At 60.0% G+C, this 25,457-nt stretch carries 21 protein-coding genes; 15 read left to right on the top strand and 6 right to left on the bottom strand.

What is annotated here, in order from left to right; genetic code table 11:
- Positions 1 to 148: 148 nt before the first annotated feature.
- The gene (gene mgrA, locus EYC95_RS12080; protein ID WP_131060558.1) at positions 149 to 1,186 is read right to left on the bottom strand and encodes an L-glyceraldehyde 3-phosphate reductase; all 1,038 of its coding nucleotides are present in this window, start codon (positions 1,184 to 1,186) and stop codon (positions 149 to 151) included.
- A gap of 224 nt (positions 1,187 to 1,410) precedes the next feature.
- Between mgrA and EYC95_RS12075 the strand changes: the two genes are divergently transcribed.
- Positions 1,411 to 1,671 carry a hypothetical protein gene (locus EYC95_RS12075; protein ID WP_131060557.1) on the top strand — a complete coding sequence of 87 codons (261 nt, stop codon included), beginning with the start codon at positions 1,411 to 1,413 and terminating at the stop codon, positions 1,669 to 1,671.
- 27 nt (positions 1,672 to 1,698) lie between these two features.
- Here the strand turns inward: EYC95_RS12075 and betT are convergent, their stop codons facing one another.
- Together betT and epsC are read right to left on the bottom strand one after the other, a co-directional pair.
- The gene (gene betT, locus EYC95_RS12070) at positions 1,699 to 3,654 is read right to left on the bottom strand and encodes a choline transporter BetT (protein WP_165557453.1); all 1,956 of its coding nucleotides are present in this window, start codon (positions 3,652 to 3,654) and stop codon (positions 1,699 to 1,701) included.
- Between the two features lie 425 nt (positions 3,655 to 4,079).
- Positions 4,080 to 5,006 carry a serine O-acetyltransferase EpsC gene (gene epsC, locus EYC95_RS12065; RefSeq protein WP_131060555.1) on the bottom strand — a complete coding sequence of 309 codons (927 nt, stop codon included), beginning with the start codon at positions 5,004 to 5,006 and terminating at the stop codon, positions 4,080 to 4,082.
- A gap of 194 nt (positions 5,007 to 5,200) precedes the next feature.
- Here epsC and EYC95_RS12060 point away from each other — a divergent pair, with 194 nt between their 5' ends.
- The 13 genes from EYC95_RS12060 (at position 5,201) to EYC95_RS12000 (ending at position 18,561) form a co-directional block, all read left to right on the top strand.
- Complete coding sequence (locus EYC95_RS12060; protein ID WP_131060554.1) at positions 5,201 to 6,193, top strand: D-cysteine desulfhydrase; 993 nt, start codon at positions 5,201 to 5,203, stop codon at positions 6,191 to 6,193.
- A gap of 331 nt (positions 6,194 to 6,524) precedes the next feature.
- Positions 6,525 to 7,319, top strand: a complete 795-nt coding sequence (gene tcyJ, locus EYC95_RS12055; protein ID WP_131060553.1) for a cystine ABC transporter substrate-binding protein — start codon at positions 6,525 to 6,527, stop codon at positions 7,317 to 7,319.
- Positions 7,319 to 7,984 (top strand): cystine ABC transporter permease, encoded by a 666-nt coding sequence (gene tcyL / locus EYC95_RS12050; protein WP_084318303.1) that lies wholly within the window; start codon positions 7,319 to 7,321, stop codon positions 7,982 to 7,984. The genes tcyJ and tcyL overlap by 1 nt, the downstream gene beginning before the upstream one ends.
- Positions 7,985 to 7,988: 4 nt before the next feature.
- A complete protein-coding gene (tcyN, locus tag EYC95_RS12045) occupies positions 7,989 to 8,744 on the top strand; it encodes an L-cystine ABC transporter ATP-binding protein TcyN (RefSeq protein ID WP_131060552.1) in 756 nt (251 codons plus the stop codon).
- A gap of 489 nt (positions 8,745 to 9,233) precedes the next feature.
- Positions 9,234 to 9,998 carry a hypothetical protein gene (locus tag EYC95_RS12040; protein ID WP_131060551.1) on the top strand — a complete coding sequence of 255 codons (765 nt, stop codon included), beginning with the start codon at positions 9,234 to 9,236 and terminating at the stop codon, positions 9,996 to 9,998.
- Positions 9,999 to 10,313: 315 nt separating this feature from the next.
- On the top strand, positions 10,314 to 11,555 hold the full coding sequence (locus tag EYC95_RS12035) for an SfnB family sulfur acquisition oxidoreductase (RefSeq protein WP_131060550.1): 1,242 nt from the start codon (positions 10,314 to 10,316) through the stop codon (positions 11,553 to 11,555).
- Between the two features lie 38 nt (positions 11,556 to 11,593).
- Positions 11,594 to 12,799: an SfnB family sulfur acquisition oxidoreductase gene (locus tag EYC95_RS12030; protein ID WP_131060549.1), complete on the top strand. Its 1,206-nt coding sequence runs from the start codon at positions 11,594 to 11,596 to the stop codon at positions 12,797 to 12,799.
- The gene (locus EYC95_RS12025; protein WP_131060548.1) at positions 12,799 to 14,157 is read left to right on the top strand and encodes an LLM class flavin-dependent oxidoreductase; all 1,359 of its coding nucleotides are present in this window, start codon (positions 12,799 to 12,801) and stop codon (positions 14,155 to 14,157) included. The genes EYC95_RS12030 and EYC95_RS12025 overlap by 1 nt, the downstream gene beginning before the upstream one ends.
- 142 nt (positions 14,158 to 14,299) lie before the next feature.
- Complete coding sequence (locus EYC95_RS12020) at positions 14,300 to 15,109, top strand: MetQ/NlpA family ABC transporter substrate-binding protein (protein WP_131060547.1); 810 nt, start codon at positions 14,300 to 14,302, stop codon at positions 15,107 to 15,109.
- A gap of 2 nt (positions 15,110 to 15,111) precedes the next feature.
- Positions 15,112 to 16,233, top strand: coding sequence for a methionine ABC transporter ATP-binding protein (locus EYC95_RS12015; protein WP_131060546.1), 1,122 nt, complete (start codon positions 15,112 to 15,114; stop codon positions 16,231 to 16,233).
- The gene (locus tag EYC95_RS12010; RefSeq protein ID WP_030128490.1) at positions 16,223 to 16,867 is read left to right on the top strand and encodes a methionine ABC transporter permease; all 645 of its coding nucleotides are present in this window, start codon (positions 16,223 to 16,225) and stop codon (positions 16,865 to 16,867) included. The genes EYC95_RS12015 and EYC95_RS12010 overlap by 11 nt, the downstream gene beginning before the upstream one ends.
- A 551-nt stretch (positions 16,868 to 17,418) precedes the next feature.
- Entirely contained in the window at positions 17,419 to 17,775 is a 357-nt protein-coding gene (locus tag EYC95_RS12005; RefSeq protein ID WP_131060545.1) for a DUF6124 family protein, read from the top strand.
- Between the two features lie 159 nt (positions 17,776 to 17,934).
- The gene (locus tag EYC95_RS12000) at positions 17,935 to 18,561 is read left to right on the top strand and encodes a bifunctional 2-polyprenyl-6-hydroxyphenol methylase/3-demethylubiquinol 3-O-methyltransferase UbiG (RefSeq protein WP_131060544.1); all 627 of its coding nucleotides are present in this window, start codon (positions 17,935 to 17,937) and stop codon (positions 18,559 to 18,561) included.
- A 134-nt stretch (positions 18,562 to 18,695) separates the two neighbouring features.
- On the opposite strand, the gene EYC95_RS11995 is transcribed toward EYC95_RS12000, so the two are convergent.
- Genes EYC95_RS11995 through EYC95_RS11985 form a run of 3 tightly spaced genes read right to left on the bottom strand, consistent with a single transcriptional unit; the run spans position 18,696 to position 23,913 of the window.
- Entirely contained in the window at positions 18,696 to 21,749 is a 3,054-nt protein-coding gene (locus EYC95_RS11995) for an efflux RND transporter permease subunit (RefSeq protein ID WP_131060543.1), read from the bottom strand.
- Positions 21,746 to 22,813, bottom strand: a complete 1,068-nt coding sequence (locus EYC95_RS11990) for an efflux RND transporter periplasmic adaptor subunit (protein WP_131060542.1) — start codon at positions 22,811 to 22,813, stop codon at positions 21,746 to 21,748. The genes EYC95_RS11995 and EYC95_RS11990 overlap by 4 nt, the downstream gene beginning before the upstream one ends.
- Positions 22,810 to 23,913 carry an efflux RND transporter periplasmic adaptor subunit gene (locus EYC95_RS11985; protein WP_131060541.1) on the bottom strand — a complete coding sequence of 368 codons (1,104 nt, stop codon included), beginning with the start codon at positions 23,911 to 23,913 and terminating at the stop codon, positions 22,810 to 22,812. The genes EYC95_RS11990 and EYC95_RS11985 overlap by 4 nt, the downstream gene beginning before the upstream one ends.
- 304 nt (positions 23,914 to 24,217) lie before the next feature.
- On the opposite strand from EYC95_RS11985, the gene EYC95_RS11980 reads away from it, so the two are divergent.
- Positions 24,218 to 25,378 carry an AAA family ATPase gene (locus EYC95_RS11980; protein ID WP_131060540.1) on the top strand — a complete coding sequence of 387 codons (1,161 nt, stop codon included), beginning with the start codon at positions 24,218 to 24,220 and terminating at the stop codon, positions 25,376 to 25,378.
- Positions 25,379 to 25,457: the final 79 nt, after the last annotated feature.

Raw genomic sequence — 25,457 nt, 5'->3', positions numbered from 1 at the left:
CTGACTTTGATGGCGCCTTCGCGGGCAAGCCCGCTCCCACACTGGTTATGTGTTGAACCAACATTCTGTGGCCAACCGATAAACCTGTGGGAGCGGGCTTGCCCGCGATGAGGTCAAAGCAGGCGCCAGATTATCCGGTGCCGAACACTTACTCCGCCGCCGAAGGCTTCTCCCAAAGATTAATCCCACCCTCCTGAGCAAACCGGTCAATCTCCGCCAGCTCTTCAGCGCTAAAGCTCAAATTCTTCAACGCCCCGACGTTCTCGACAATCTGCTCCGGACGGCTCGCACCGATCAATGCCGAAGTCACCCGCGGATCGCGCAACGTCCAGGCCAATGCCAGCTGCGCCAGACTCTGACCGCGACGCTTGGCGATCTCATTCAGCGCACGCACATGAGCGATGTTGGCTTCGGACAGGTGCGATGTCTGCAACGAACCACCGCCCGGACGATTGACCCGCGCATCCGCCGGCACACCGTTGAGGTACTTGTCAGTCAACAAACCCTGAGCCAGCGGCGTGAACGCAATCACACCCGTACCGAGTTCGTCCGTCGTATCGAGCAGGTCTTTTTCCACCCAACGATTGAGCAGGTTGTAAGCCGGTTGGTGAATCAGCAACGGGACTTTCCACTCTTTCAACAACGCAGCCATTTCACGGGTTTTAACCCCCGAGTAGGACGAGATGCCGATGTACAGCGCCTTGCCCTGTTGCACGGCGGTGGCCAGTGCGCTGGCGGTTTCTTCCAGCGGCGTGTCCGGGTCGAAGCGATGGGAGTAGAAGATGTCCACGTAGTCCAGACCCAGGCGTTGCAGGCTTTGATCAAGGCTGGCCAGCACGTATTTGCGCGAACCGCCGCCCTGTCCATAAGGGCCGGCCCACATGTCCCAACCGGCCTTGCTCGAGATAATCAGCTCGTCGCGATGCTGCTTGAAGTCTTCGCGCAGCAAACGACCGAAATTGATCTCGGCGCTACCGTACGGAGGGCCGTAGTTGTTGGCCAGGTCGAAATGATTGATGCCCAGATCAAACGCGGTGCGCAGCAATGAACGCTGGGTGTCGATCGGCGTGCTGTCGCCAAAGTTGTGCCACAGGCCCAGAGACAGTGCCGGCAGCACCAGCCCGCTTCGCCCCACGCGGCGGTAAGGGATGGAGTCATAGCGGTTTTCGGCAGCGGTGTAGGTCATCGAATCCTCTCTTGTCTGTTTTGAATGTGGTATCGACTGCTTCGCAAGTTGCCCAGCATACGCCCAGACAAACGCCGATAAACCTCTGACTCGAGAAAATGCTGAAACGTTTCATAGATGATCGTTCCCATGCTCTGGTCAATGGCGGGCTGTTTTAACTAAGCTCACACTGACACCGCAGTGCCGACTCAAAGGCCACACACACCTGAAGGGCGGAACACACCATGCACACCACCATCATCATCACCTTCGGCCTGATCCTGCTGGCGCTGATGCTGTTTATCGGCGAGAAAATCGGTTTCAGCCGCCAGACCCTGACCTACAGCTTTGTCATGCTGTGGTTCGCGCTGACGTTGATCAACGGTGCAGTCGGCATGGTCAGTGCTGGCCAGCCCTTTAGCACGGAGCTGGTAGTCGGCAGCGCCGTATTCGGCGTGCCGGTGGCGGCGATGGTGCTGTTCATGGTGTTGAGCGCCGAGACCTGAAAAGGGCCCGGCGCCACCGGTTCTCGATCAACGCACTAAATGCAAAAACTGCAAATGCCGTTCGTACTGATCAAGGATGTCGTTGATGATCTGCTCCTTGGTGTAACCCACCAGATCGTAGTCCTGACTGCCCTCGCTCAAATGCACTTCTGCCCGGTAGTAACGACGGTTGTTGAGTTCCTTGGAACCCATGCCGCCACGGGCAAACGATGGCGTGAAGTAGCCACGCATCTGCACCTGATAGATAAACGGATGCTCCTCGCCGTGACCGATTTCCAGGCTGACGTTGTCGTTGGCCGGATCCGGCTGAGTGACCACGTTCAAACCCTTTTCGACGAACACCGCCGAGACTTCTTCAATCGCCGGGCGCACCGTCGTATCGAGGAAGCGATAAACCTCATCGCGAGACGGGAAATGCACGGCCTGGGTCAAGCGTTGACGCCAGCCGCCACGCCGCGAGCCGGACACCGGCGCCAGGGAATGCAGCTGCGCGATCTGCTTCTGCGACTCCAGATAGAACGCCTTGTGCAGCCCCCACATCATCAGCAGCAAGATCAGCGAGAACGGCAACGAGGTCAGCACCACCGCTGATTTCAGCGCATCAATGCTGCCGGAGAACAGCAGCGCACTGGTCACCAGCGCCGTCATCGCACCCCAGAACACTCGCAGCCATTTCGGCCCGTCTTCATCCGGATTACCGCCCTTGGCGGACAGCGTCGACAGCACCACGGTGCCGGAGTCGGCCGATGTGACGAAGAACACGAAGCTGATGAACACCGTCACCGCGATGACCGTTTTGCTCCACGGATAGGTTTCCAGCAGCAGGTAGAGGGTCATCGACGGGTTGTCGATGGCCGACATGCCGAGCGCGCTCATGCCGTGGTTGAGCACCTGGTCGATGGCGCTGTTGCCGAAGATCGACATCCACGCCAGGGTGAAGCCGAGCGGAATCAACAGCACGCCGAAGACGAATTCGCGGATGGTCCGGCCACGGGAAATCCGTGCGATGAACAGGCCCACGAACGGCGACCATGCAATCCACCAGGCCCAATAAAACACGGTCCAGCCGCCCAGCCAGTCGCTGGGTTTGTCGTAGGCGTACAGGTCGAAACTCTTCATCGGCAAGGCGCCGAGGTAGTCGCCGATGTTCTGGATCAAGGTGTTGAGCAAGTGCTGCGTGGGCCCGGCAAACAACACAAACAGCAGCAGCGCACAGGCCAGCAGCATGTTGATGTCGGACATCACGCGCACGCCCTTGTCGACGCCGGACACCGCCACGAGGATCGCCGCGCCCATCATCAGCGTGATCAGCCCGACCTGAATCCACTGCGTGTGAGCGATGCCGAACAGGTAGTCCAGACCCGAGTTGAGGTGCAACACGCCAAAGCCCATGTCGGCGCCGAGGCCGAACACCGTGGCGATGATGCCAAAGCCGTCCACCGCGTAACCGATCGGGCCGTTGATGCGCTTGCCAATCAGCGGATAGAGCGCCGAGCGCAAGGCCAGCGGCAGGTTGTGACGGTAGGCGAAATAGGCCAGGGCCATGCCGACGAAAGCGAACACCCCCCAGCCGTGCAGGCCCCAGTGCAGAAACAGAATCTGCATCGCCTGACGCGCCGCATCTGCCGTGCCGGCTTCGCCTTGAGGCGGTTGCGCCAAGTGGGTCAGCGGTTCGGACACGCAAAAGAAGAACAGCGTGATGCTGATCCCGGCGGCGAACAGCATGCCGGCCCAGGACAGGTAACTGAATTCGGGCTCGTCGTGGTCGGCACCGAGCTTGATCTTGCCGTAGCCGGACAAGGCGGTGACCACCACGAAGACCAGGTACAAGGTCATCGCGAGCATGTAATACCAGCCGACCGTGTTGGCCGCCCAGTTTTGCGCTTCCAGCAGCCAGGCACCGGCCTGTTCAGGCATGGCGATGACGACGATGCCGAACAGCAAAATAAACGTCGCCGAGAAGTAAAACACCGGCGGATTCATGCGGACCTGGCCGCTTGGAGGGAGGGACGATGCACTCATGAAAGGTGCACCTCGAAAGGGTGAAACAGGTCAATCAATAACGGACTCGGCAAGGCAAGCCTCCTGTTGTGAACGGGCAGCAAACCGGCGGTTTAACTTGAATGAGCGTTCAAGTTAAACATGAATAGGGTGCTAAGGACTAATCGCAGGGCTCGGCGGTCACTTTCCTACGCTAGCTCAAGGATGGGTATGACGGGGGATTTGGAGGATTCGTTCAGAGGGAAATTATCTAAATGCCAGTATTTGGGTTCGGCTTAAAACCATTCGCGGGCAAGCCTCGCTCCTACAGGTTTTGTGTCGTTCACAAAATTGTCGTTCGACACAGACCCTGTAGGAGCGAGGCTTGCCCGCGAAGAGGCCGGGTCAATCAGCCGAGATTTCAGGGCTTACTTCTGCGTCCCATCATCATGCTGCAAATTCGCCTGCGTCAGGTTGCACCCGGCCGGCACGCTGCGGGTCAGCCAGACGTTGCCGCCAATGGTCGATCCCTTGCCGATGGTGATCCGCCCCAAAATCGTCGCGCCGGCATAGATCACCACATCATCCTCAACAATCGGATGCCGTGGATGGCCCTTCTGCAACTGGCCGTCCTCATCCGACGGGAAGCGCTTGGCGCCCAGCGTCACGGCCTGATAAATCCGCACGCGTTCACCAATGATCGCCGTCTCGCCGATCACCACACCGGTCCCGTGATCAATGAAGAAGCTGCGACCGATCTGCGCGCCTGGATGAATGTCGATACCGGTGGCCGAGTGGGCGATTTCCGCGCTGATCCGTGCCAGCAGCGGCAGCCCCGCGCGGTACAAATGGTGTGCCAGACGATGGTGGATCACCGCCAGAATGCCCGGATAGCAGAGCAACACTTCATCGACGCTACGGGCCGCCGGGTCGCCGTGATAGGCCGCCAGCACATCGGTGTCCAGCAAGCTGCGCAGCCCCGGCAATGCGAGGGCGAAGTCCTGAATGATCGAAATGGTCTTGGCCTCGACTTCGGTGTCGGCCTCGGCACTGTGGCGAGCGGCGTAACGCAGTTCGAGTCGCGCCTGCGCCAGCAACGCATTCAAGGCGACGTCCAGCGTGTGGCCGACGTAGAAGTCTTCACTCTCCTCACGCAAATCCACCGGTCCCAGACGCATCGGGAACAGGGCACCGCACAGCGCTTCAAGAATCTCCGCCATGGCTGCCCGCGAAGGCAACTCGCGACCGCCCTGCTCGCCGCTGGCACGGCCGTTTTGTGCGCGCCACTGGTCGCGCGCTGTACGCAGTTGGCTGACGATGGTCTGCAATTGCCAATGGCTTGAACGTTCGCTCACGGTAAAAACTCCTCACGGGCGGGCGGCCGGACTGCCTGGCCACGCTGACGGCGATTACTTTACGGCAAGGTCTTGAAGCCGAATTAAGAACCAATTGTGCTGTGTTCTTCACTTTCGGATATAAGCGATTGGCGGTTGCCCACGTATATAGGCGTGCCTATAGTCCTGACATCTCCCTTGGCCAGTACGGACCCATGATCAAACAACAGCTTGCCCGCTTTAACCGCCTCGACCTTCTCGGCCACCCTACCGCACTTGAAAAACTCGAACGCCTGTCGACCTGGCTCGGCCGCGATGTGTACGTCAAACGCGATGACCTGACACCGCTGGCCATGGGCGGCAACAAGCTGCGCAAACTCGAATACCTGGCGGCCGATGCCTTGGCACAGGGCGCCGACACGTTGATCACCGCTGGCGCGCTTCAGTCCAACCACGTGCGTCAGACCGCCGCCATTGCAGCCAAACTTGGCCTGGGTTGCATAGCGCTGCTGGAAAACCCGCTGGGCACCGACGACCCCAACTATCTCGGCAACGGCAATCGGCTGTTGCTCGACCTGTTCGATGCCAAGGTCGAGCTGGTGGAAAACCTCGACAACGCCGACGAGCAACTGCAAGCCTTGGCCGATCGTCTACGCAACAACGGCAAGAAACCGTACCTGGTGCCAATTGGTGGCTCCAACGCACTGGGCGCCTTGGGTTATGTGCGCGCCGGTTTGGAACTGGCCGAACAGATCAAGGACACCGGCCTGGAATTTGCCGCCGTGGTTCTGGCCTCGGGCAGTGCCGGCACCCACAGTGGTCTGGCGCTGGCACTGAGTGAAGTACTGCCGGATTTGCCAGTGATTGGTGTCACGGTTTCCCGTAGCGATGAAGATCAGCGCCCGAAAGTCCAGGGCCTGGCCGAGCGCACGGCCGAGTTGCTGGGCGTGAGCCTGCCGGCGAGTTTCAAGATCGAACTGTGGGACGAGTATTTCGGTCCACGCTACGGCGAGCCGAATGCCGGGACGCTCGCGGCGGTGAAGCTGCTGGCGGGTCAGGAAGGTTTGTTGCTGGATCCGGTGTACACCGGCAAGGCCATGGCCGGGTTGCTCGACGGCATCGGTCGTCAGCGCTTCAATGACGGCCCGATCATCTTCCTGCACACCGGTGGGGCGCCGGCGTTGTTTGCCTACAAAGAATTCCTGTAGTGATCAGCGATCGTTCCCACGCTCTGCGCTCATCGTTCTACATAACTCTGTTTTCAAGTATTTTGGAAACTCGGAAAAATGGAGAGCGATGAGCGCAGAGCGTGGGAACGATCTCGAACACGAGATCGCGTGAATCTAATATGCAAATAAAGAATAACAAACTGAATATTTATTATATTCCTATCTAAAGGCGCCATCATATAGTCACGCCGCAGGCGAATTTGCAGCGAGACGCATACGCTGCTTTAGGGCAGGATATTGCAGTCGTCCAAATCCCGATTTTGCCAACATTCCTAAAAAGCGTCTTCATAAGAAAACACAGGGGCTTGTCATGAATTTTTCCGCACTACGTCGAAATCTGCTGGTCGGTTCGCTGGGCCTGGCACTGAGCGCCGGTCTGCTGGGGCAAGCGGTTGCTGGTGAGCAGCTGCAAAAAATCAAAGACGCGGGCGTGATCAACGTCGGTCTGGAAGGCACTTACCCACCGTTCAGCTTCGTCGATGCCGACGGCAAACTGGCCGGTTTCGAAGTCGAGTTCTCCGAAGCCCTGGCCAAAGAGCTGGGTGTGAAGGTCAAACTGCAACCGACCAAATGGGACGGCATCCTCGCGGCGCTGGAATCCAAACGTCTGGACGCGGTGATCAACCAGGTCACCATCTCCGAAGAACGCAAGAAGAAGTATGACTTCTCCGAGCCGTACACTGTTTCCGGGATTCAGGCGCTGGTTCTGACCAAGAACAAAGACACCATCAAGACCGCCGCCGATCTGGACGGCAAGAAAGTCGGTGTAGGCTTGGGCACCAACTACGAACAATGGCTCAAGGACAATCAGCCGAAAGCCATTATCAAGACCTATGACGATGATCCGACCAAGTTCCAGGATCTGCGCGTCGGCCGCATCGACGCCATTCTGATCGACCGCCTCGCTGCACTGGAATACGCCAGGAAGGCCAAGGACACTGTCGCCGCCGGCGAAGCGTTCTCCCGTCAGGAAGCCGGTATTGCCCTGCGCAAAGGCGAGCCTGAGTTGCTGGCTGCGGTGAACAAAGCCATCGACAAGCTGCGTGCCGACGGTACGCTGAAAAAGCTTTCGGAAAAATACTTCAGCGCTGACGTCACTCAATAATGGAAGAAGCTTTCCAACTCGCACTGGACTCCCTGCCCTTCCTGCTCAAGGGGGCCTACTTCACGGTCATCTTGAGCCTGGGCGGGATGTTCTTCGGCCTCATGCTGGGCTTCGGCCTGGCACTGATGCGCCTGTCGCGCTTCAAGCTGGTGAGCTGGATCGCCCGTATCTACGTGTCGTTCTTTCGCGGCACGCCGTTGCTGGTGCAACTGTTCGTAATCTATTACGGCTTGCCGCAATTGGGCATGGAGCTCGATCCGCTGCCCGCGGCCCTGATCGGCTTCTCGCTGAACATGGCCGCTTACGCCTGTGAAATCCTGCGTTCCGCGATCAGCTCCATCGAGCGCGGTCAGTGGGAAGCTGCCGCCAGCATCGGCATGACCCGTGCGCAGACCCTGCGCCGGGCCATCATCCCGCAAGCGATGCGTACCGCATTGCCGCCGCTGGGCAACAGCTTCATTTCGCTGGTCAAGGACACTGCGCTGGCCGCCACCATCCAGGTTCCGGAGCTGTTCCGCCAGGCGCAGCTGATCACAGCACGCACCTTCGAAGTGTTCACCATGTACCTTGCCGCCGCGCTGATCTACTGGATTCTGGCCACGGTGCTCTCGCACCTGCAGAACAAGTTGGAAGAGCGGGTCAATCGGCACGATCAGGAGTCCTGACCCAATGATTGTCGTGGAAAAACTGACAAAGCAGTTCAAGGGTCAAGTAGTGCTTAACGGCATCGATCTGGAAGTGAAGGAAGGCGAGGTAGTGGCGATTATCGGGCCTAGCGGCTCGGGTAAAACCACCTTCCTGCGATGCCTGAATTTTCTGGAAGAACCCACCAGCGGCCGGATCAAGGTCGGCGACATCGAGATCGATGGCAGCCGCCCGTTGAACCAGCAGCAGAGCCTGGTGCGGCGCTTGCGTCAGCACGTCGGCTTCGTGTTCCAGAGCTTCAACCTTTTCCCCCATCGCACCGCCCTGGAAAACGTCATCGAAGGCCCGATCATCGTGAAGAAGATCCCGCACGCCGACGCCGTTGCCCTGGGTAAAAAACTCTTGGCCAGGGTTGGCCTGGCGGGCAAGGAAGACGCCTACCCGCGACGCCTTTCCGGTGGTCAGCAACAGCGTGTGGCGATTGCCCGTGCACTGGCGATGGAACCGGAAGTGATCCTGTTCGATGAACCTACCTCGGCGCTCGATCCGGAGCTAGTCGGTGAAGTGCTGGCGACCATCCGCAGCCTGGCCGAAGAGAAGCGCACCATGGTCATCGTCACCCACGAAATGGGCTTTGCCCGGGACGTGGCCAACCGTGTGGTGTTTTTCGACAAAGGTGTGATCGTCGAGCAAGGCGAAGCCAAGGCGCTGTTTGCCAACCCGAAAGAAGAGCGCACGAAGCAGTTTCTCAGCAAGTTCCTGAATAACGCCAGCCACTAATATCGCTTCATTACTTGTTAACTTCCATGGATGGAAGTGACAACTATCCCCGCTGCAAAAATCTTCCAACACTCTCTCATCGTTCATTCGAACAATGGATTATTCTCTGCAGCCACGTGCGGTACATATATATGTCCTGCAACAGATTTACCTCGCCTAAAATTCGCCAAATCCAACGCCATCTTCGAGCACAGGGTCGCCGCCACCCACCCATGAAAATCGATAAATACGCGGCCAAATTCGACAGAGCGATGCGGCTTATTAACTTCAAAGCGTAGGATTTTTCTGAATAACACTGAATACACTACTTAACTAGCCGGCTCTATTGACACCTATTCAAGCGCACTCTTATCTAGTCGCCAGCAGGCGTCAGCCATCGTTCCAAGTCATTATTTAAACTTGCAAATAGTGATCAACTTTGTTGCTCGGCAATACACGCCTTTGATCTTTCAGAAACGGACTTCGCTGCAAGGCTTCAAGGAGAAACCCATGACAAGCATCTCGAATACATCCGGACTTGCGGCCCCTACCCTGGCGCAATCTCACAAGACCGGCATCAATGTCACGTCGGCGGCCCATCTGCTGATCGACGTGGCGCCCTACCCCGGCATGGACGAAGGCGACCTGATCGAACTGTTCTGGGACAACTGCTACGTCGCCTCCCGCGTCCTCACGGCCGATGATGTCGGCGAAGTTGTCAGCCTGCGTGTGCCGCAAAGCTTCATCGCCAATGGCGCCTCCTGCATTCACTACCGCGTCATGCAGGTCGGACAAGGGCCGGCGCTGTCGCTCGCCACCCGGTTACAGATCAAGCTCGATTGCCCGGGCGGCCAGCCGCTGACGCTGTGCGGTCACGAAAACGAACACCTGGCACTGGTAGGCATCCCCGAAACCATTCGCCGTCAGGGGGTCAATCCGAACCAGATCAAGCGCGGCGTGCCGTTGACCATCGAGCCTTACCTGAACATGGCCGTCGACGACGAAATCACTCTGCGCTGGGGCGACATGCGCATGGACCTGCCGAAGCTCAAGGCTGGGGATATCGGCGAGCCGATTCAGGTCTGGGTGCCGCCGGCGATCATCCTCGAAGCCGGCGAAGACCTTCGGCTGGAAGTGACTTACTGCATCCTCGATCGAGTGGGCAACAACTCCGGCTGGGCACCGCCGCGCAGGTTGAAGATCGGTTGCGCCAATCCCTACCTGAAGGCCCGGCCCAAAGAGCTGCTCATGGCCGCCGAACCCCGCAAACGCTGAGATCCCTGCGTCCTACTGTAGGAGCGAAGCTTGCTCGCGAAGAACGATAACGCGGTGCGTCAGAACTGACGCCTTCGCGGGCAAGCCTCGCTCCTACAGGGGAAAGCAGTGCCCTTCTATGTATATTCCTAAAAGTTAGTTTATTAATTTTTTATACACGCTTAGGGTATATGCACCGGACCACCGGACATTCTTGATTTTCGTTCGCCGCATTCATCGCGGCGACTCCATGAGATGTGAGGTAGGTATGGTCCGGAACACAATCACCCCAGTGCAGATCGCCAGGGCATTGCGTGCAGCCAAGGAGCGGCACTGATGTCCAGTCTGGCAGATGCAATCGTTCAGAGTGATCTGGACATCGCCCCGTTGTTGTTGCCCGCGCAAGTCTTGCGCAACGACGCACAAGCCATCAAGGCCGCCCATGAGCTGGCGCAAGTCGCCCGCCTGCAAGCAGCCAAACGTGACCGGCAGCGCAAATTGCCGTGGTCGGAAATCGAACAGTTCACCTGTAGCGGATTAGGCAGCATTGCCATCCCGCGCGAGTACGGTGGCCCGCAGGTTTCGTTCGTCACCCTCGCCGAAGTCTTCGCGATCATTTCCGCAGCGGACCCGGCACTGGGACAGATCCCGCAGAACCAGTTTGGCATCCTCAATCTGGTACTCGGTAGCGCCACCGAGGCGCAGAAAAAACAGCTGTTCAAAAGCGTGCTCGAAGGCTGGCGCATCGGCAATGCCGGGCCAGAACGCGGCACCAAAAACACCCTTGAACTCAAAGCCCGGATCACCGCCGACGGTGACGGTTTTGTCATTAGCGGGCAGAAGTTTTACTCCACCGGCGCACTGTTCGCCCATTGGGTCGCGGTCAAAGCGCTGAACGACGACGGCAAGCAAGTGCTGGCCTTCGTCCGCCGTGGCACACCGGGCCTGCGCATCGTTGATGACTGGTCGGGCTTCGGTCAGCGCACCACCGCCAGCGGCACCATTTTGCTCAACAACGTGCGAGTCGACGCCGAGCTGGTGGTGGACAACTGGAAGATCAACGACAGCCCGAACATCCAGGGCGCCGTGTCGCAGCTGATTCAAGCGGCCATCGACGCCGGCATCGCTCGCGGCGCCATCGACGACGCCATCGAGTTCGTGAAAACCCGCGCCCGGCCGTGGATCGACGCCAAGGTCGAACGGGCCAGCGACGACCTCTACGTAATCGCCGACATCGGCAAACTGAAAATCGAGCTGCATGCCGCCGAAGCGCTGTTGCGCAAGGCCGGGCAAGTACTCGACCAGGTCAACGCCGCGCCACTCACTGCCGAGTCCGCCGCGCGCGCCTCGATTGCCGTGGCCGAAGCCAAAGTGCTGACCACCGAAATCTCGCTGCTCGCCAGCGAAAAGCTCTTCGAGCTGGCTGGCAGCCGCGCGACCCTCGCCGAATTCAACCTCGACCGTCATTGGCGCAACGCCCGGGTGCACACGCTGCACGACCCGGTGCGCTGGAAATACCACGCTGTTGGCGCTTATTACCTCAACGGCACGCTGCCCGCACGGCATTCCTGGATCTAACGACCAGAACACTTTTGACCAGATCTCTGGAGAAACACATGACTCTTTCTCACCACATCGCGGTCATAACCAGCGATGAGCAAGCCCTGATCGTCGCGACCGATCTGGCCGAAGACTTCAAACGCGACAGCGCCCTGCGCGACCGCGAACGCCGTCTGCCGCACCCGGAGCTGGAAGTGTTTTCCCGCTCGGGTCTGTGGGGCATCAGCGTGCCCAAAGAGTACGGCGGCGCTGGCGTTTCCAACGTCACCCTGGCCAAAGTGATCGCGTTGATTGCCCAGGCTGACGGCTCACTCGGACAGATCCCGCAGAACCATTTCTACGCCCTCGAAGTGCTGCGCGTGAACGGCAGCGAAGCGCAGAAAAAACGCCTGTACGCCGAAGTGCTCGCCGGCCAGCGCTTCGGTAATGCCTTGGCGGAACTGGGCACCAAAACCGCCCACGACCGCGTCACCAGCCTGACCCCCGATTTGCATGGAGAGCGCAACGGCTACCGCATCAACGGTCGCAAGTTCTACGCAACCGGCGCGATCTACGCGCAACGCATTCCGACCTCGGTCGTGGATGAAAACGGCGTGCAGCAACTGGCGTTCGTCCCCCACAACAGCAAAGGCCTGACCGTCATCGACGACTGGAGCGGTTTCGGCCAGCGCACTACCGGCAGCGGTTCGGTGGTGTTCGAAGACGTCTACGTCGCCGCCGAAGACGTCATCCCGTTTCAAAGTGCCTTCGAGCGCCCGACTCCAGTCGGCCCGTTGGCGCAGATTCTTCACGCCGCCATCGACACCGGCATCGCCCGCGCTGCTTACGAAGATGCGCTGCACTTCGTGCGCACAAAAACCCGGCCGTGGATTGACGCCACCCATGAAAAAGCCACTGACGACCCGCTGACCATCAAGAGCTTCGGCCACCTGAGCATCCGTTTGCACGCGGCTGAAGCACTGTTGGAACGCTCCGGCGAATTCCTCGACAAGGCCCAGGCCAACTCCAACGCCGAGACCGTCGCCGCCGCCTCGATTGCCGTCGCCGAAGCCCGCGCCATCAGCACCGAAATTTCCCTCGCCGCCGGCAGCACGCTGTTTGAACTGGCCGGGAGCCAGGCGACGCTGATCGAACACGGTCTCGATCGCCACTGGCGCAACGCTCGGGTGCATACGCTGCATGACCCGGTGCGCTGGAAGTATCACGCCGTCGGCAATTACTACCTCAACGATGAAAACCCTCCGTTGCGAGGGACCATCTGATGGCCGACGCCAAAAAGAAGATCCTGCTCAACGCGTTCAACATGAACTGCATCGGGCACATCAACCATGGCCTGTGGACGCATCCACGGGACACCTCCACCCAATATAAAACCATCGAATACTGGACCGAACTGGCGCAGTTGCTGGAACGCGGGTTGTTCGACGGCTTGTTCATCGCTGACATCGTCGGCGTGTACGACGTCTACCAAAACTCCGTCGACGTGCCGCTGAAAGAGTCGATCCAGCTGCCGGTCAACGACCCGCTGTTGCTGGTTTCGGCCATGGCCGCGGTGACGAAAAACCTCGGCTTCGGCCTCACCGCCAACCTGACGTACGAGCCGCCGTATCTGTTCGCCCGCCGCATGTCGACGCTCGATCACCTGAGTCGCGGCCGGGTCGGCTGGAACATCGTCACCGGCTACCTCGACAGCGCCGCCAAAGCCATGGGCCTGAGCGAACAGGTGGAACACGACCGTCGTTACGACCAGGCCGACGAATACCTCGAAGTGCTCTACAAACTCTGGGAAGGCAGCTGGGAAAACGGCGCGGTGCTGAATGACCCGCAGCAACGGATCTACGCCTTACCTGCGAAAGTGCACAAGGTCGAGCACAAGGGCGAGTTTTATCAGGTCGAGGGTTATCACCTCTGCGAGCCGTCGCCGCAGCGCACGCCGGTGCTGTTTCAGGCCGGCAGTTCCGATCGCGGTTTGCTGTTCGCCGGGCGTCATGCTGAGTGTGTATTTATCAGCGGGCAGAACAAACCGTCGACCAAGGTTCAGGTGGACAAGGTCCGCGCCAGCGCCATCGAAGCCGGGCGTAATCCCGAAGACATCAAGGTTTTCATGGGCTTGAACGTGATTGTCGGCGCCACCGAAGAACTGGCCTGGGCCAAGCATGCCGAGTACCTGAGCTATGCAAGTGCCGAGGCCGGTGTCGCGCATTTTTCGGCGTCGACCGGGACCGATTTCTCTGAATACGAGATCGACGAACCGATCCAGTACGTGAAGAGCAACGCGATCCAGTCAGCGACCAAAAACCTGCAAAACAACGACTGGACCCGGCGCAAATTGCTCGAGCAGCACGCCCTCGGCGGCCGCTACATCACGGTGGTGGGTTCGCCTGAACAAGTGGCGGATGAACTGGAATCGTGGATCGCCGAGACCGGGCTGGATGGCTTCAACCTGACACGGATTGTCACGCCGGAAAGCTATGTGGATTTCATTGAACTGGTGATTCCAGAGTTGCAGCGGCGTGGGTCGTACAAGACGGCTTATGACGACGGCAGCTTGCGAGAAAAGCTGTTTCACGGTGAAGCGTATTTGCCTGAGCAACATACCGGATCCGCGTTCCGCCGCTAAAAGCATCGCGGGCAAGCCTCGCTCCTACAGGTTCAGAGCGTACCGGTCATTTGTGAACGACCAATACCTGTAGGAGCGAGGCTTGCCCGCGAAGAGGCCCGCCCAAACACCCAAAATTTATGCACTGACTGGAAAACCCATCATGAAAAAGACCCACCTCTCCCACCCAGTCAAAGCACTGGCCCTGGCCCTCGGCCTCTTCAGCTCCATCACCTTCGCTGCCGACGCGCCGCTGAAGGTCGGCACCACCGCCGCCTTCGCCATCCCGCTGGAAGCCGCCGTCGAGGAAGCGAAAAAACAAGGCCTGCAAGTCGACCTGGTGGAGTTCAGCGACTGGATCGCCCCCAACGTCAGCCTCGCGGCCGGCGACATTGATGTGAACTACTTCCAGCACGTCCCGTTCCTCGAAAACGCCAAAGCCGCCGCCGGTTTTGACCTGGTGCCGTTCGCGCCGGGGATCATCAACAACGTCGGCCTCTACTCGAAGAAATACAAAAGCTTCGACGAGTTGCCGCAAGGCGCCAGCGTCGCGATTGCCAACGACCCGATCAACAGCGGTCGTGGCCTGCAACTGCTGGCCAAGGCCGGGCTGATCACCCTCAAACCGGGTGTCGGCTACAAGGCCACCGAAGAAGACATCATCGCCAACCCGAAGAAAATCAAAATCCTTCAGGTCGAAGCCGTGCAACTGGTGCGCGCCTATGACGACGCCGATCTGGTCCAGGGCTACCCGGCCTACATCCGTCTGTCGAAGACCTTCGATGCCGGTTCGGCCCTGCTGTTCGACGGCCTCGATCACAAGGAATACGTGATCCAGTTCGTGATCCAGCCGAAAAGCAAAACCGACCCGCGCCTGATCAAATTCGTCGATATCTATCAGCACTCGCCGGCCGTTCGTGCAGCCTTGGATAAAGCCCACGGCAAGCTCTATCAAGCTGGCTGGGAAAGCTGAGGATGACGGCCGCCACTCAACGGCGACTGGAAATTCCAGAGCCCCACAACGCGATACACACTGAACTGCATCCGGCCCTTAACCGTGCTCACGTGCGCTTCATTGGCCTGGGCAAAACCTACACCGGCCAGCAAGGCCCGGTGGCGGCGTTGCACGGCATCGACCTGGCGATCCAGCGCGGCGAGGTGTTCGGCATCATCGGTCGCAGCGGCGCCGGCAAGTCGTCGCTGATCCGCACCATCAACCGTCTCGAACAACCGAGCACCGGCCGGGTGCTGATCGATCAAGTGGACATCGGCGAGTTCGATGAAGACCGCCTGGTGGCGCTGCGCCGACGGATCGGCATGATCTTCCAGCACTTCAATCTGATGTCGGCCAAGACGGTGTGGCAGAACGTCGAGTTGCCGCTGAAAGTCGCCAGTGTGCCCAAGGACAAACGCGAACAGAAAGTCCGCGAACTGTTGGAACTGGTAGGCCTGCAAGGCAAGCACAAGGCCTATCCGGCGCAGCTGTCCGGCGGGCAGAAACAACGCGTCGGCATCGCCCGCGCCTTGGTGCACGACCCGGAAATTCTGCTGTGCGACGAGGCCACTTCGGCGCTGGACCCGGAAACCACGCAATCGATTCTCGGCCTGCTGCGCGAGATCAATCAGCGCCTGGGTTTGACCATTGTGCTGATCACCCACGAGATGGCGGTGATTCGCAATATCTGTGATCGGGTCGTGGTGCTGGAACACGGGCAGATTGTCGAGCAAGGGCCGGTGTGGGAAGTGTTCGGCAACCCGCAGCATGAGGTCAGCAAAACCTTACTCGCGCCGCTGCAACACGCTCTGCCGGAAGAACTGCAAAGCCGCTTGCGCCCGCAACCGCAGTCCTCGGATGCCGCGGTGGTGTTGCGTTTGCAATTCACCGGCAGCGCCACGGACGAACCGGATCTGGCGGCGCTGTTCAGCGCCCTCGGTGGCCGCGTGCGCTTGCTGCAAGGTGGCGTGGAACGGATTCAGGGTCATGCGCTGGGGCAATTGCTGCTGGCGGTAACAGGTTCGTCGCTTGGCGCTGAAGAATTGCGTCAGCGCGCTGGCCACTGGGCGCAACAGGCGGAGGTGCTGGGTTATGTGGTTTGATCGCTTGCTGCAAGGCTTCATCGACACATTCTTGATGGTCGGTGTGTCGTCGCTGATTGCGCTGCTGGCGGGCATTCCGTTGGCGGTGATTCTGGTCACCAGTTCCAAGGGCGGCATCTACGAAGCACCGGCGTTGAACCGCGCACTGGGCGCGTTCGTGAACCTGTTCCGCTCGATTCCGTTTCTGATTCTGATGGTGGCGCTGATTCCGTTTACCCGGTTGATCGTCGGCACCACTTACGGCGTCTGGGCCGCCGTGGTGCCGCTGACGATCGCGGCCACGCCGTTCTTTGCGCGCATTGCGGAAGTCAGCTTGCGCGAGGTGGATCACGGCTTGATCGAAGCCGCGCAGGCGATGGGTTGCCGGCGCTGGCACATCGTCTGGCATGTGCTGTTGCCTGAAGCGTTGCCGGGGATTGTCGGGGGGTTCACGATTACGCTGGTGACCATGATCAACTCGTCGGCCATGGCCGGGGCGATTGGCGCGGGCGGGTTGGGGGACATTGCGTATCGGTACGGGTATCAGCGGTTTGATAGCCAGATCATGTTGACGGTGATTGTGTTGCTGGTGGTGTTGGTGGCGGTGATTCAACTGGGCGGGGATCGGTTGGCTCGGGGCCTAAACAAGCGCTAGACCTGTTGCGAACACTTTTTGTTGGTGAAGGGGCTGTTGTGGCGAGGGGATTTATCCCCGTTGGGCTGCGAAGCAGCCCCAAAACCTGACGACTTGGTTTGCCTGACACACCTCTTTGAATGGCTTGAGGGGCTGCTGCGCAGCCCAACGGGGGTAAACCCCCTCGCCACAAAAGCGTCCTCGGCACAGGCAATTTCCCTCGCTATGGAGGGAACATTTCCCACAGGAAAATCAGCGTGCCTACAGGCCTGTTCCCTTTCATTTGCAGGACGTTTCCTAGATCATTCAGCTCGCTTGCGCCGGTGGATTCTCGTGGCTAGTCTCCGTCCGTCACTGCTCATCAGTGATCGGGTTTAGTCGCCCGGACCGGACGCATAGCGCCACCCATTCTCAGGCATTTCCTTTGCCTGAAATCTATGGTGGCTGTGCGTAGGGCACCTTCGGGTGCGCCGGTTCCCGGTGTCCGGTCGACTAACCTGCGTGCAGCCGCCACCCCTAATTCGTTTAGTCGCGAGATCGGTTGGCTCCAACTAATCACCGGAGTTTTACCAATGAAAAGATCTGTTCCCGATCCACCTCCCGAAACCTCCACCAAAAATAAACCCGCCGACGACCCGCCAAGAGACCGTTCCGCCCTTTATCGCGCCATCGATTTCTACCTCACCGGAGAACAGCCTTCGGCACCCGATGAGCTGCGGTTCTACAACGTCAGCGACGACGTGAGTTTCGAAGACACCCAACTCTATGTCGCGGATCTGCTGCGCTGCGCGTCCGTCACGGCGTATCAATGTGGTGACCACCTGAAAGGCGCGGACCGGGCCATGGTGTTCTCCATTTGGCATCTGCTGGAGATAGCCAAAGCCATGGTTGATCGTTCCATTGATTGTTTGGGGATGAAGCAGGGCTGAGTCATCGGTCGTCAGTGAAATTGCCTTCGCGGGCAAGCCTCGCTCCTACAGGGAAATGCGATCAACTGTAGGAGCGAGGCTTGCCCGCGAATGGCTGCGCAGCAGCCACCGGCCTCATGGCGTATATTCGGCAAACCCCAATTGCCTGCGCAGCCCACCATGAAACAAACCCCCGACGACCTCAAACAGATCACCTCCACCACCCTGGGCCATTACAACTCGGTGGCCGAAGGTTTTCGCGAGGGCACTCGCGATCATGATGTCAGCCAGAACATCGATGCCCTGCTGCGGCATATCCAGGGCGAGGCGCCGTTCGACATTCTCGATTTTGGCTGTGGGCCGGGGCGTGATCTGCAGACGTTCACGCGCATGGGCCACACGGCTGTCGGGCTGGATGGGTCGGAGAAGTTTGCGCAGATGGCGCGTGAAGATAGTGGTTGCGAGGTGTGGCAACAGGACTTTCTGAAGCTGGATCTGCCAGATGAACGCTTCGATGGGATTTTTGCCAATGCCGTGCTGTTTCATATCCCGCGCCAGGAATTACCTCGGGTGTTGAAGGCGTTGCGCGGGGCGTTGAAGCCAGGTGGTGTGTTATTCAGTTCCAATCCGCGGGGTGAGAATCAGGAAGGGTGGAATGGGCCGCGGTATGGGGCGTATCACGATCTTGCGGCTTGGCAGCAATTGCTGACTGAGGCGGGGTTTGTGGAGTTGGAGCATTACTACCGGCCGGCGGGGCTGCCGCGGGAGCAGCAGCCTTGGTTGGCGAGTGTTTGGCGTAAGGTGTAAGGCCTTAAGACTTGCGGTGTCTGTACTTGCGTCTTCGCGAGCAAGCCCGCTCCCACAGTTGACCGAGTTGTCCAGACTGACGCGGTCAAATGTGGGAGCGGGCTTGCTCGCGAATAGAGCGCGAAGCGCTCGCCTTACTGCACCTCTTTTTTCGGTTCGCGGATTTTGTACCAGGCGACGTACAGCGCCGGCAAAAACAGCAGCGTCAGCAACGTCGCAATAATGATCCCGCCAATCATCGCGTAGGCCATCGGCCCCCAGAACACTTCCCGGGCAATCGGGATCATCCCCAGGCTGGCCGCCGCAGCAGTCAGCAGAATCGGTCGGCGCCGATGCTCCGTGGCCTGCGCCACGGCATCCCAAGGTGCAACGCCCTCTTTCTCCAAGGCATCGATCTGGGTCACCAGAATCACCGAGTTACGGATGATGATGCCGATCAGCGCCAGAATCCCCAGGATTGCCACAAAGCCCATCGGCGTGCCCGTCGGGATCAACGCCAGCACCACGCCAATCAAGCCGAGCGGCGCGACGCTGGCCACTAGGAACAGCTTCTGCACGCTGTGCAGCTGGATCATGAGGAAGGTCGCCATGAGGAACAGCATCAACGGCACCACTTTGGCAATCGGCCCCTGAGCCTTGCCGCTTTCCTCCACCGTGCCGCCCGTGGCGACCGAGTAACCCACCGGCAAGCTGGCGGCGAATTTATCGATGTCGGGTTTGAGCTGTTTCACCAGGTCGGTCGGCTGAATCTCGTCGCGCACTGCGGCTTTGATGGTAATCGTCGGTTTGCGGTCGCGGCGCCAGACCAGCGGTTGCTCCAGTTCATAGCGCACCGTGGCGAAGGCCAGCAGCGGAATCGAGGTGCCGCTCGGCGTCACGATCTGCAAGTTCTGCAGGGTTTCCGGCGTGCCGCGTTCCGCGTCCACCGCGCGGCCCACGACATTGATCAGGTAGATATCGTCATCGACCTGAGTGACCGGCGAACCGACCACGATGCTGTTCATCAGGTTGGCCACATCTTCCGACGACAACCCCAATTGACGCGCCTTGTCCTGAGCGATGTCGATGCGCAGGACTTTGCCCGGTTCGTTCCAGTCGTAAATGATCTCGCCGATGTGCGAGTTCTTGTCCAGCTCGGTGGCCAGGGCAATCGCGTGCTTGCGCACCTGATCGATGTCCTTGCCGCTGACCCGATACTGAATCGGGCGACCCACCGGCGGGCCCATTTCCAGCGCCTGGACGTAGCTGCCGATACCGACAAAATCTTTGCGCAGCCGCTCGCGCAAGCGCTGGCTGAGGACGTTACGCGATTCCAGGCCTTTGCTGACGATCACCAATTGCGCGTAGTACGGGTTCTGCAATTGCTGGTCGAGGGGCAGGTAGAAACGGATCGCACCCTCGCCGATGTATGTGCTCCAGCGCACGATGTCCGGATCGTCCTTGAGCGTCGCTTCGAGCTTATCCACCGCTTTGCGGGTTTCGGCGATCGAGGCGTTTTGCGGCAGGTTCAGGTCGACGAGGATTTCCGGGCGGTCCGAGGACGGGAAGAACTGGTTCTGCACGAACTGCATGGAAAACACTGACGCCACGAACAGCGCAATTGTGATGCCGATGGCCCACCAGCGGTTGCGCATCGCCCAGAGCATGCCGTAATTGAACGTCCGACCGATGCGCCCCGGTTCTGCGTCGTGAGGTTTCACGTTGACGCTGAGAATGTGCACGCCGATCACCGGGGCGAACAGCACCGCGACAATCCACGACACGATCATGGCCACCGCGATCACCGCGAACAGCGTGAAAGTGTACTCGCCGGCCGAGCTGGCGTTCAGGCCGATGGGCACGAAACCGGCCACCGTCACCAACGTACCGGTGAGCATCGGGAACGCCGTCGAGGTGTAAGCGAACGTGGCCGCTTGCTCCTTGGTCTCGCCCATTTCCAGGCGCGTGACCATCATCTCGACGGTGATCATCGCGTCGTCCACCAACAAGCCGAGAGCGATGATCAGGGCGCCGAGGGAAATCCGTTGCATGGTGATGCCGCTGTATTCCATGAAGACGAAGACCATCGCCAGCACCAGCGGAATCGAGCAGGCCACCACCAGTCCGGCGCGCACGCCGAGGCTGATGAAGCTGACGATCAGCACGATAACCACCGCTTCGAACAGTGCGCTGGTGAAACCGCCGACGGCTTTTTCCACCACTTCGGCCTGGTCGGAAACCGTGTGCACACCGACGCCCACCGGCAAGTCCGCAGTCAGGTCGGTCATGCGCTGGTGCAACGCCTTGCCGAACTCCTGGATGTTGCCGCCCTTCTTCATGGCGATGGCGAGGCCGATGCCCGGATGGCCGTTGAAACGGAACTCCGGTGTCGCCGGGTCAACGTAGCCACGGCTGATGTCGGCGATGTCGGCCAAACGGTAGAAGCGATCATTGAGCCGCAGGTTGACGTTGGCCAGGTCTTTCTCGGAAGCGAACTGCCCCGAGGTGCGCACCGAGATGCGCTCGGGACCGGCCTCGATCACCCCGGCCGGGGTCACCGCGTTTTGGGTTTGCAGGCTCTGCACCACCTGGCGCTGATCGATGCCCAGCGCCGCCAGTTTGCGGGTGGAGAAATTCAGGTAGAGGACTTCGTCCTGCTCACCGACCATCTCGACTTTGCCCAGCCCCGGCACTTCCCGAATTTCGGCGCGGACCTGTTCCACGTAATCGCGCAACTGGCGCATCGACAAGCCGTCGGCGGTAAAGGCGTAGACGGAACCGAACACATCACCGAACTCGTCGTTGAACCCCGGCCCTTGCAGGCCCTGAGGGAAGTCGCCGCGAATGTCGTTGATTTTCTTGCGCACCTGGTACCAGATTTCCGGAATGTCCTTGGCACTGGTGGTGTCGCGCAGGTTGACGAACACCGTCGATTCACCGGGACGGGTGTAGCTTTTCACGTAGTCGAGGGAGTCGAGCTCTTCAAGTTTCTTCTCGATGCGGTCCGTAACCTGCTTGAGGGTTTCTTCCTGGGTCGCGCCCGGCCAGCGGGTCTGGATGACCATGGTTTTGATGGTGAACGACGGGTCTTCTTCGCGGCCCAGGTTCATGTACGAGAACACGCCCATCAGCAGCGCGACGAACATCAAATACCAGACAAACGACTGATGCTTGAGGGCCCATTCGGATAAGTTGAAACTCCCTTTCATTGTGGGCTGTCCTCATCGATTTTCACTTTTTGCCCAGGTTTCAGGCTGTTCACACCGGCGCTGACCACCCGCTCACCGGACTTCACGCCACTGGCCAGGATCATCGTTGAATCCGTGCGGCTGACCAGGCTGACGTCTCGTGGGGCAACGGTCTGAGTCTGCGTATCGATGACCCAGATGCGGGTTTTGCCATCGACCTCCTGAAGCGCACTCAAGGGCAGTTCGATGCGTGGTTTGATCGCGGAGCTGAGGGTCACGCTGATCGCGGTGCCCAGGCGAAAACCGGGCGGTGTGTCGGTCAGGGTCAGGCGGGCTCGACGGGTACGGGTCGCACTCTGGGCCTGGGGCTCGATTTCACGAACGATGGCGGTGGTGGTGATGCTCGGGTCCAATTGGGCCGTAACTTGAAACACGACGTCGGTCGGCAGCTGGTCGACCAAGGTGTCCGGCAGGTCGATCACGGCTTCCTTGATGTCTGGCTGCGCCAGGGTCACCACTTGCTGGCCGGCGGTGACGACTTGCCCGGCTTCGGCATTCCACGCGGTGACCACGGCTTTGTGGTCGGCGCGCAGTTCGACGTAGTTGAGCTGGTCCTTGGCCTGATCGACCGCCGCCTGCGCTTGATCGAGGGAGGCCTGGGTGGTTTTGAGGTCGGTCTGCGCGATGTCGAGTTGCGCCTGGGCGCCGACGCCGCGATCGAACAATTCCTTTTGGCGCCGGGCGTTGGCCTGGGTGTTGATGAGTTGCGCCTGGATGCTGGCCAAATTGCCTTGGGCGGAACGCAGCTGGTTCTGTTGATCGGTGGGGTCCAGCGTGGCGAGCAAAGCGCCCTTTTCGACTTCGGCACCGACATCGACGCTCCGGCTGGCGATGCGTCCCGGCACGCGGAACCCGGTATTGCTTTCATAGCGGGCCTGGATGCTGCCGGCGAAGCGGCCGAGATTTTCCTCATCCAAAGCCTGGACTTTGACCGATAGCACCGGGCGTACCGGCTCCGGCGGTGCATCTTTTTCCGAGCAGGCCGCCAGCATCACCGCGGTGCACACCAGTAACAGACGCTTCATGGCTGGGGTTCCACTGCTAAATCCTTGTAGGTGTTTTCGGCGATTTCGACTTTCACGCCGGGGTGCAGTAACTGGCCACCCGCGATGACGACTTTTTCGCCACCCTGCAGACCGGCGCTGATGATCACTTTGCCGGTCAGGTAACGACCGACCGTGATGGTGTGCAGTTGCGCCTTGCCCTCACCGTCCACCAGCCATACCGCCGGATCGCTGAGGTTTTTGGTCAGCGCCGACCACGGCAGTTCCACGGCGAACTTGCCCGGCGTCTTCGCCGTGGCGCTCACCACCGAGCCCAATTGCATGCCTTCGGGCAGACCGTCGAGGGTGACTTTGACTTGCACGGTGCCGGTCTGCGCGGACACGGCCGGGGTGATTTCCCGAACGGTGCCGGTGGTTTTGATCGCCGGGTTGTCGAGCAGGCTGACCACGATGGTTTTATCCTCCGGCGCCTCGGCCAGCAGCGATTCGTAAACGTTGAACACCGCGTCGCGCTCACCATCGCGCGCCAGGCTGAAAATCGGCACCGTCGCCTGCACCACCTGGCCGACCTCGGCCTGACGCGCAGTAATCACCCCCGGCGCATCGGCAATCAGCGCGGTGTAGCGCAGTTGATCGCGAGCGTTGGCGAGTTGCGCCTGGGCAGCGGTCAACGCGCTCTGACTGCTGCGCAACGCGGCTTGGGCGGAATCGTATTCGCTTTGGCTGGTGTAGCCCTTGGGCAGGAGTTTTTGCTGGCGAACGAAAGCGGCGGCGGTCTGTGTGACCCGGGCCTGCTCGGCGACGACCTGGGCCTGGGCCGAGTCGACGTTGGTCTGCAGATCCTTGGGATCGAGTTTGGCCAGCACTTGCTTGGCCGACACCCGGTCACCGACATCGACCCTGCGCTGAATGATCTTGCCGCCCACGCGGAACGACAATTCGGTCTGGACCCGGGCCTGAACATCGCCGGTGAGCGTCACCGACGCGGCGTAATCCTTGGGTTTGACCTCCTGGACGAACACCCGTGGGCGGTCCTTCTCGACCGGCTTCTTATCGCCGCACGCGGTCAGCAGGGCGAGGAGGCTCAGGCCAACCATTATTTTCAATCCGGGACCAGCCATGCAGACTCCTTTGCGTTGTACGGACGTGCCAATGGCGATAGGACTGTGAGCTTAGAACAGGGTTCCACGGGTGCACCTGACGGCTTCAAATAAAGCGATCACGCCACAATTCTTGTAGTAGCTGGCGGAGCCCTGTGGGGGTGAGCCTGCTCGCGATAGCGGTGTATCAGCCAACATTGATGCCGACTGAAACGCCGCTATCGCGAGCAGGCTCACTCCCACAGGGGCTTCGCCAGCTGCTACAGGGGATCACGGTGCTACTGACAATAAGGCAAACTGGCGGCCTCTGCAGCAGGAAGCGCTTATGCTCAAAACCCTCGCGGTGGCCAATTTCCGCTCGATCAATAAATTGGTGATTCCGCTGGGCCGGTTGAACCTGATCACCGGCCCCAACGGCAGCGGCAAATCCAACCTCTACCGCGCGTTGCGGCTGCTGGCGGAAACCGCTCAGGGCGGCGTCGTCAATGCCTTGGCCCGCGAGGGCGGGCTGGATTCGACGTTCTGGGCCGGGCCGGAAACCATCACCCGGCGCATGCGCAACGGTGAAGTCCCGATCGAGGCGACCGTGCGCCACGGCGCCAAACGCCTGCGCCTGGGGTTTGCCGGCGAAGATTTCAGCTATTCGATCGCGCTGGGCTTGCCTGAGCCAAGCCTGTCCGCGTTTTCCCTGGACCCGGAGATCAAAAAGGAATGCATCTGGAACGGCCCGTTTTACCGCCCGGCCAGCCTCATGGTGGAACGTAACGGCCCGATGATCCGCGCCCGGGTCGGTCGCGACTGGGACGTGCTGGCCCAGCACACGCCGAATTTCGACAGCCTGTTCGATCAGGTCGGCAGCTTCCGCACCTCGCCGGAAGTCATGCAATTGCGTGAGTTCATCCGCCGCTGGCGCTTCTACGATCACTTTCGCAGCGATGCCGATGCACCGGTGCGCCAACCACAACTGGGCACCCGCACGCCGGTATTGCATCACGATGGTCGTGACCTCGCCGCCGCGTTGCAGACGATTCGTGAAATCGGCGACCCCGAGGCGTTGCAGTCGGCGATCAGTGACGCGTTCCCTGGTGCGCGATTGAATATCGCGCCGTTGCAGGGCGGGCGGTTTGCGATTGAGTTTTTTCAGGAAGGGCTGCTGCGGCCGTTGTCCGCGGCTGAACTGTCGGACGGGACGTTGCGTTATTTGCTGCTGGTGGCGGCGTTGCTGACGCCTCGGCCGCCGACGCTGATGGTGCTGAACGAGCCGGAAACCAGTTTGCACCCCGACCTGTTGCCGGCATTGGCACGGTTGATTATCCGGGCGTCGGAACAGTGCCAGGTGTGGGTGGTGTCCCATGCGCGGCGGTTGATCTCGGCGTTGCAGGAAGATCCGGAATGCAATTGCATTGTGCTGGAGAAGAACCTCGGCCAGACCGGGATTGTCGGGCAGCGGTTGCTGGATGAGCCGGCGTGGCATTGGCCGGATTAGTCGGCGCCTGAACCACCGCTATCGCGAGCAGGCTCACTCCCACATTTAGACCCCGTCCGCCGGTGCAACTCGGTCAAAT

Origin of the sequence: Pseudomonas sp. BGI-2, from assembly GCF_004310295.1 — a bacterium.
GTDB lineage: Bacteria > Pseudomonadota > Gammaproteobacteria > Pseudomonadales > Pseudomonadaceae > Aquipseudomonas.
The sequence above is the reverse complement of the archived record's forward strand: the minus strand, read 5'-3'. Positions and strand labels throughout refer to the sequence as shown.

Excerpts from the sequence above, each read along its gene's own strand:
- mgrA (WP_131060558.1), bottom strand. The coding sequence starts at position 1,186 with ATGACCTACACCGCTGCCGAAAACCGCTATGACTCCATCCCTTACCGC.
- EYC95_RS12075 (WP_131060557.1), top strand. The coding sequence starts at position 1,411 with ATGCACACCACCATCATCATCACCTTCGGCCTGATCCTGCTGGCGCTG.
- betT (WP_165557453.1), bottom strand. The coding sequence starts at position 3,654 with ATGAATCCGCCGGTGTTTTACTTCTCGGCGACGTTTATTTTGCTGTTC.
- EYC95_RS12060 (WP_131060554.1), top strand. The coding sequence starts at position 5,201 with ATGATCAAACAACAGCTTGCCCGCTTTAACCGCCTCGACCTTCTCGGC.
- tcyJ (WP_131060553.1), top strand. The coding sequence starts at position 6,525 with ATGAATTTTTCCGCACTACGTCGAAATCTGCTGGTCGGTTCGCTGGGC.
- tcyL (WP_084318303.1), top strand. The coding sequence starts at position 7,319 with ATGGAAGAAGCTTTCCAACTCGCACTGGACTCCCTGCCCTTCCTGCTC.
- tcyN (WP_131060552.1), top strand. The coding sequence starts at position 7,989 with ATGATTGTCGTGGAAAAACTGACAAAGCAGTTCAAGGGTCAAGTAGTG.
- EYC95_RS12040 (WP_131060551.1), top strand. The coding sequence starts at position 9,234 with ATGACAAGCATCTCGAATACATCCGGACTTGCGGCCCCTACCCTGGCG.
- EYC95_RS12035 (WP_131060550.1), top strand. The coding sequence starts at position 10,314 with ATGTCCAGTCTGGCAGATGCAATCGTTCAGAGTGATCTGGACATCGCC.
- EYC95_RS12030 (WP_131060549.1), top strand. The coding sequence starts at position 11,594 with ATGACTCTTTCTCACCACATCGCGGTCATAACCAGCGATGAGCAAGCC.
- EYC95_RS12025 (WP_131060548.1), top strand. The coding sequence starts at position 12,799 with ATGGCCGACGCCAAAAAGAAGATCCTGCTCAACGCGTTCAACATGAAC.
- EYC95_RS12020 (WP_131060547.1), top strand. The coding sequence starts at position 14,300 with ATGAAAAAGACCCACCTCTCCCACCCAGTCAAAGCACTGGCCCTGGCC.
- EYC95_RS12015 (WP_131060546.1), top strand. The coding sequence starts at position 15,112 with ATGACGGCCGCCACTCAACGGCGACTGGAAATTCCAGAGCCCCACAAC.
- EYC95_RS12010 (WP_030128490.1), top strand. The coding sequence starts at position 16,223 with ATGTGGTTTGATCGCTTGCTGCAAGGCTTCATCGACACATTCTTGATG.
- EYC95_RS12005 (WP_131060545.1), top strand. The coding sequence starts at position 17,419 with ATGAAAAGATCTGTTCCCGATCCACCTCCCGAAACCTCCACCAAAAAT.
- EYC95_RS12000 (WP_131060544.1), top strand. The coding sequence starts at position 17,935 with ATGAAACAAACCCCCGACGACCTCAAACAGATCACCTCCACCACCCTG.
- EYC95_RS11995 (WP_131060543.1), bottom strand. The coding sequence starts at position 21,749 with ATGAAAGGGAGTTTCAACTTATCCGAATGGGCCCTCAAGCATCAGTCG.
- EYC95_RS11990 (WP_131060542.1), bottom strand. The coding sequence starts at position 22,813 with ATGAAGCGTCTGTTACTGGTGTGCACCGCGGTGATGCTGGCGGCCTGC.
- EYC95_RS11985 (WP_131060541.1), bottom strand. The coding sequence starts at position 23,913 with ATGGCTGGTCCCGGATTGAAAATAATGGTTGGCCTGAGCCTCCTCGCC.
- EYC95_RS11980 (WP_131060540.1), top strand. The coding sequence starts at position 24,218 with ATGCTCAAAACCCTCGCGGTGGCCAATTTCCGCTCGATCAATAAATTG.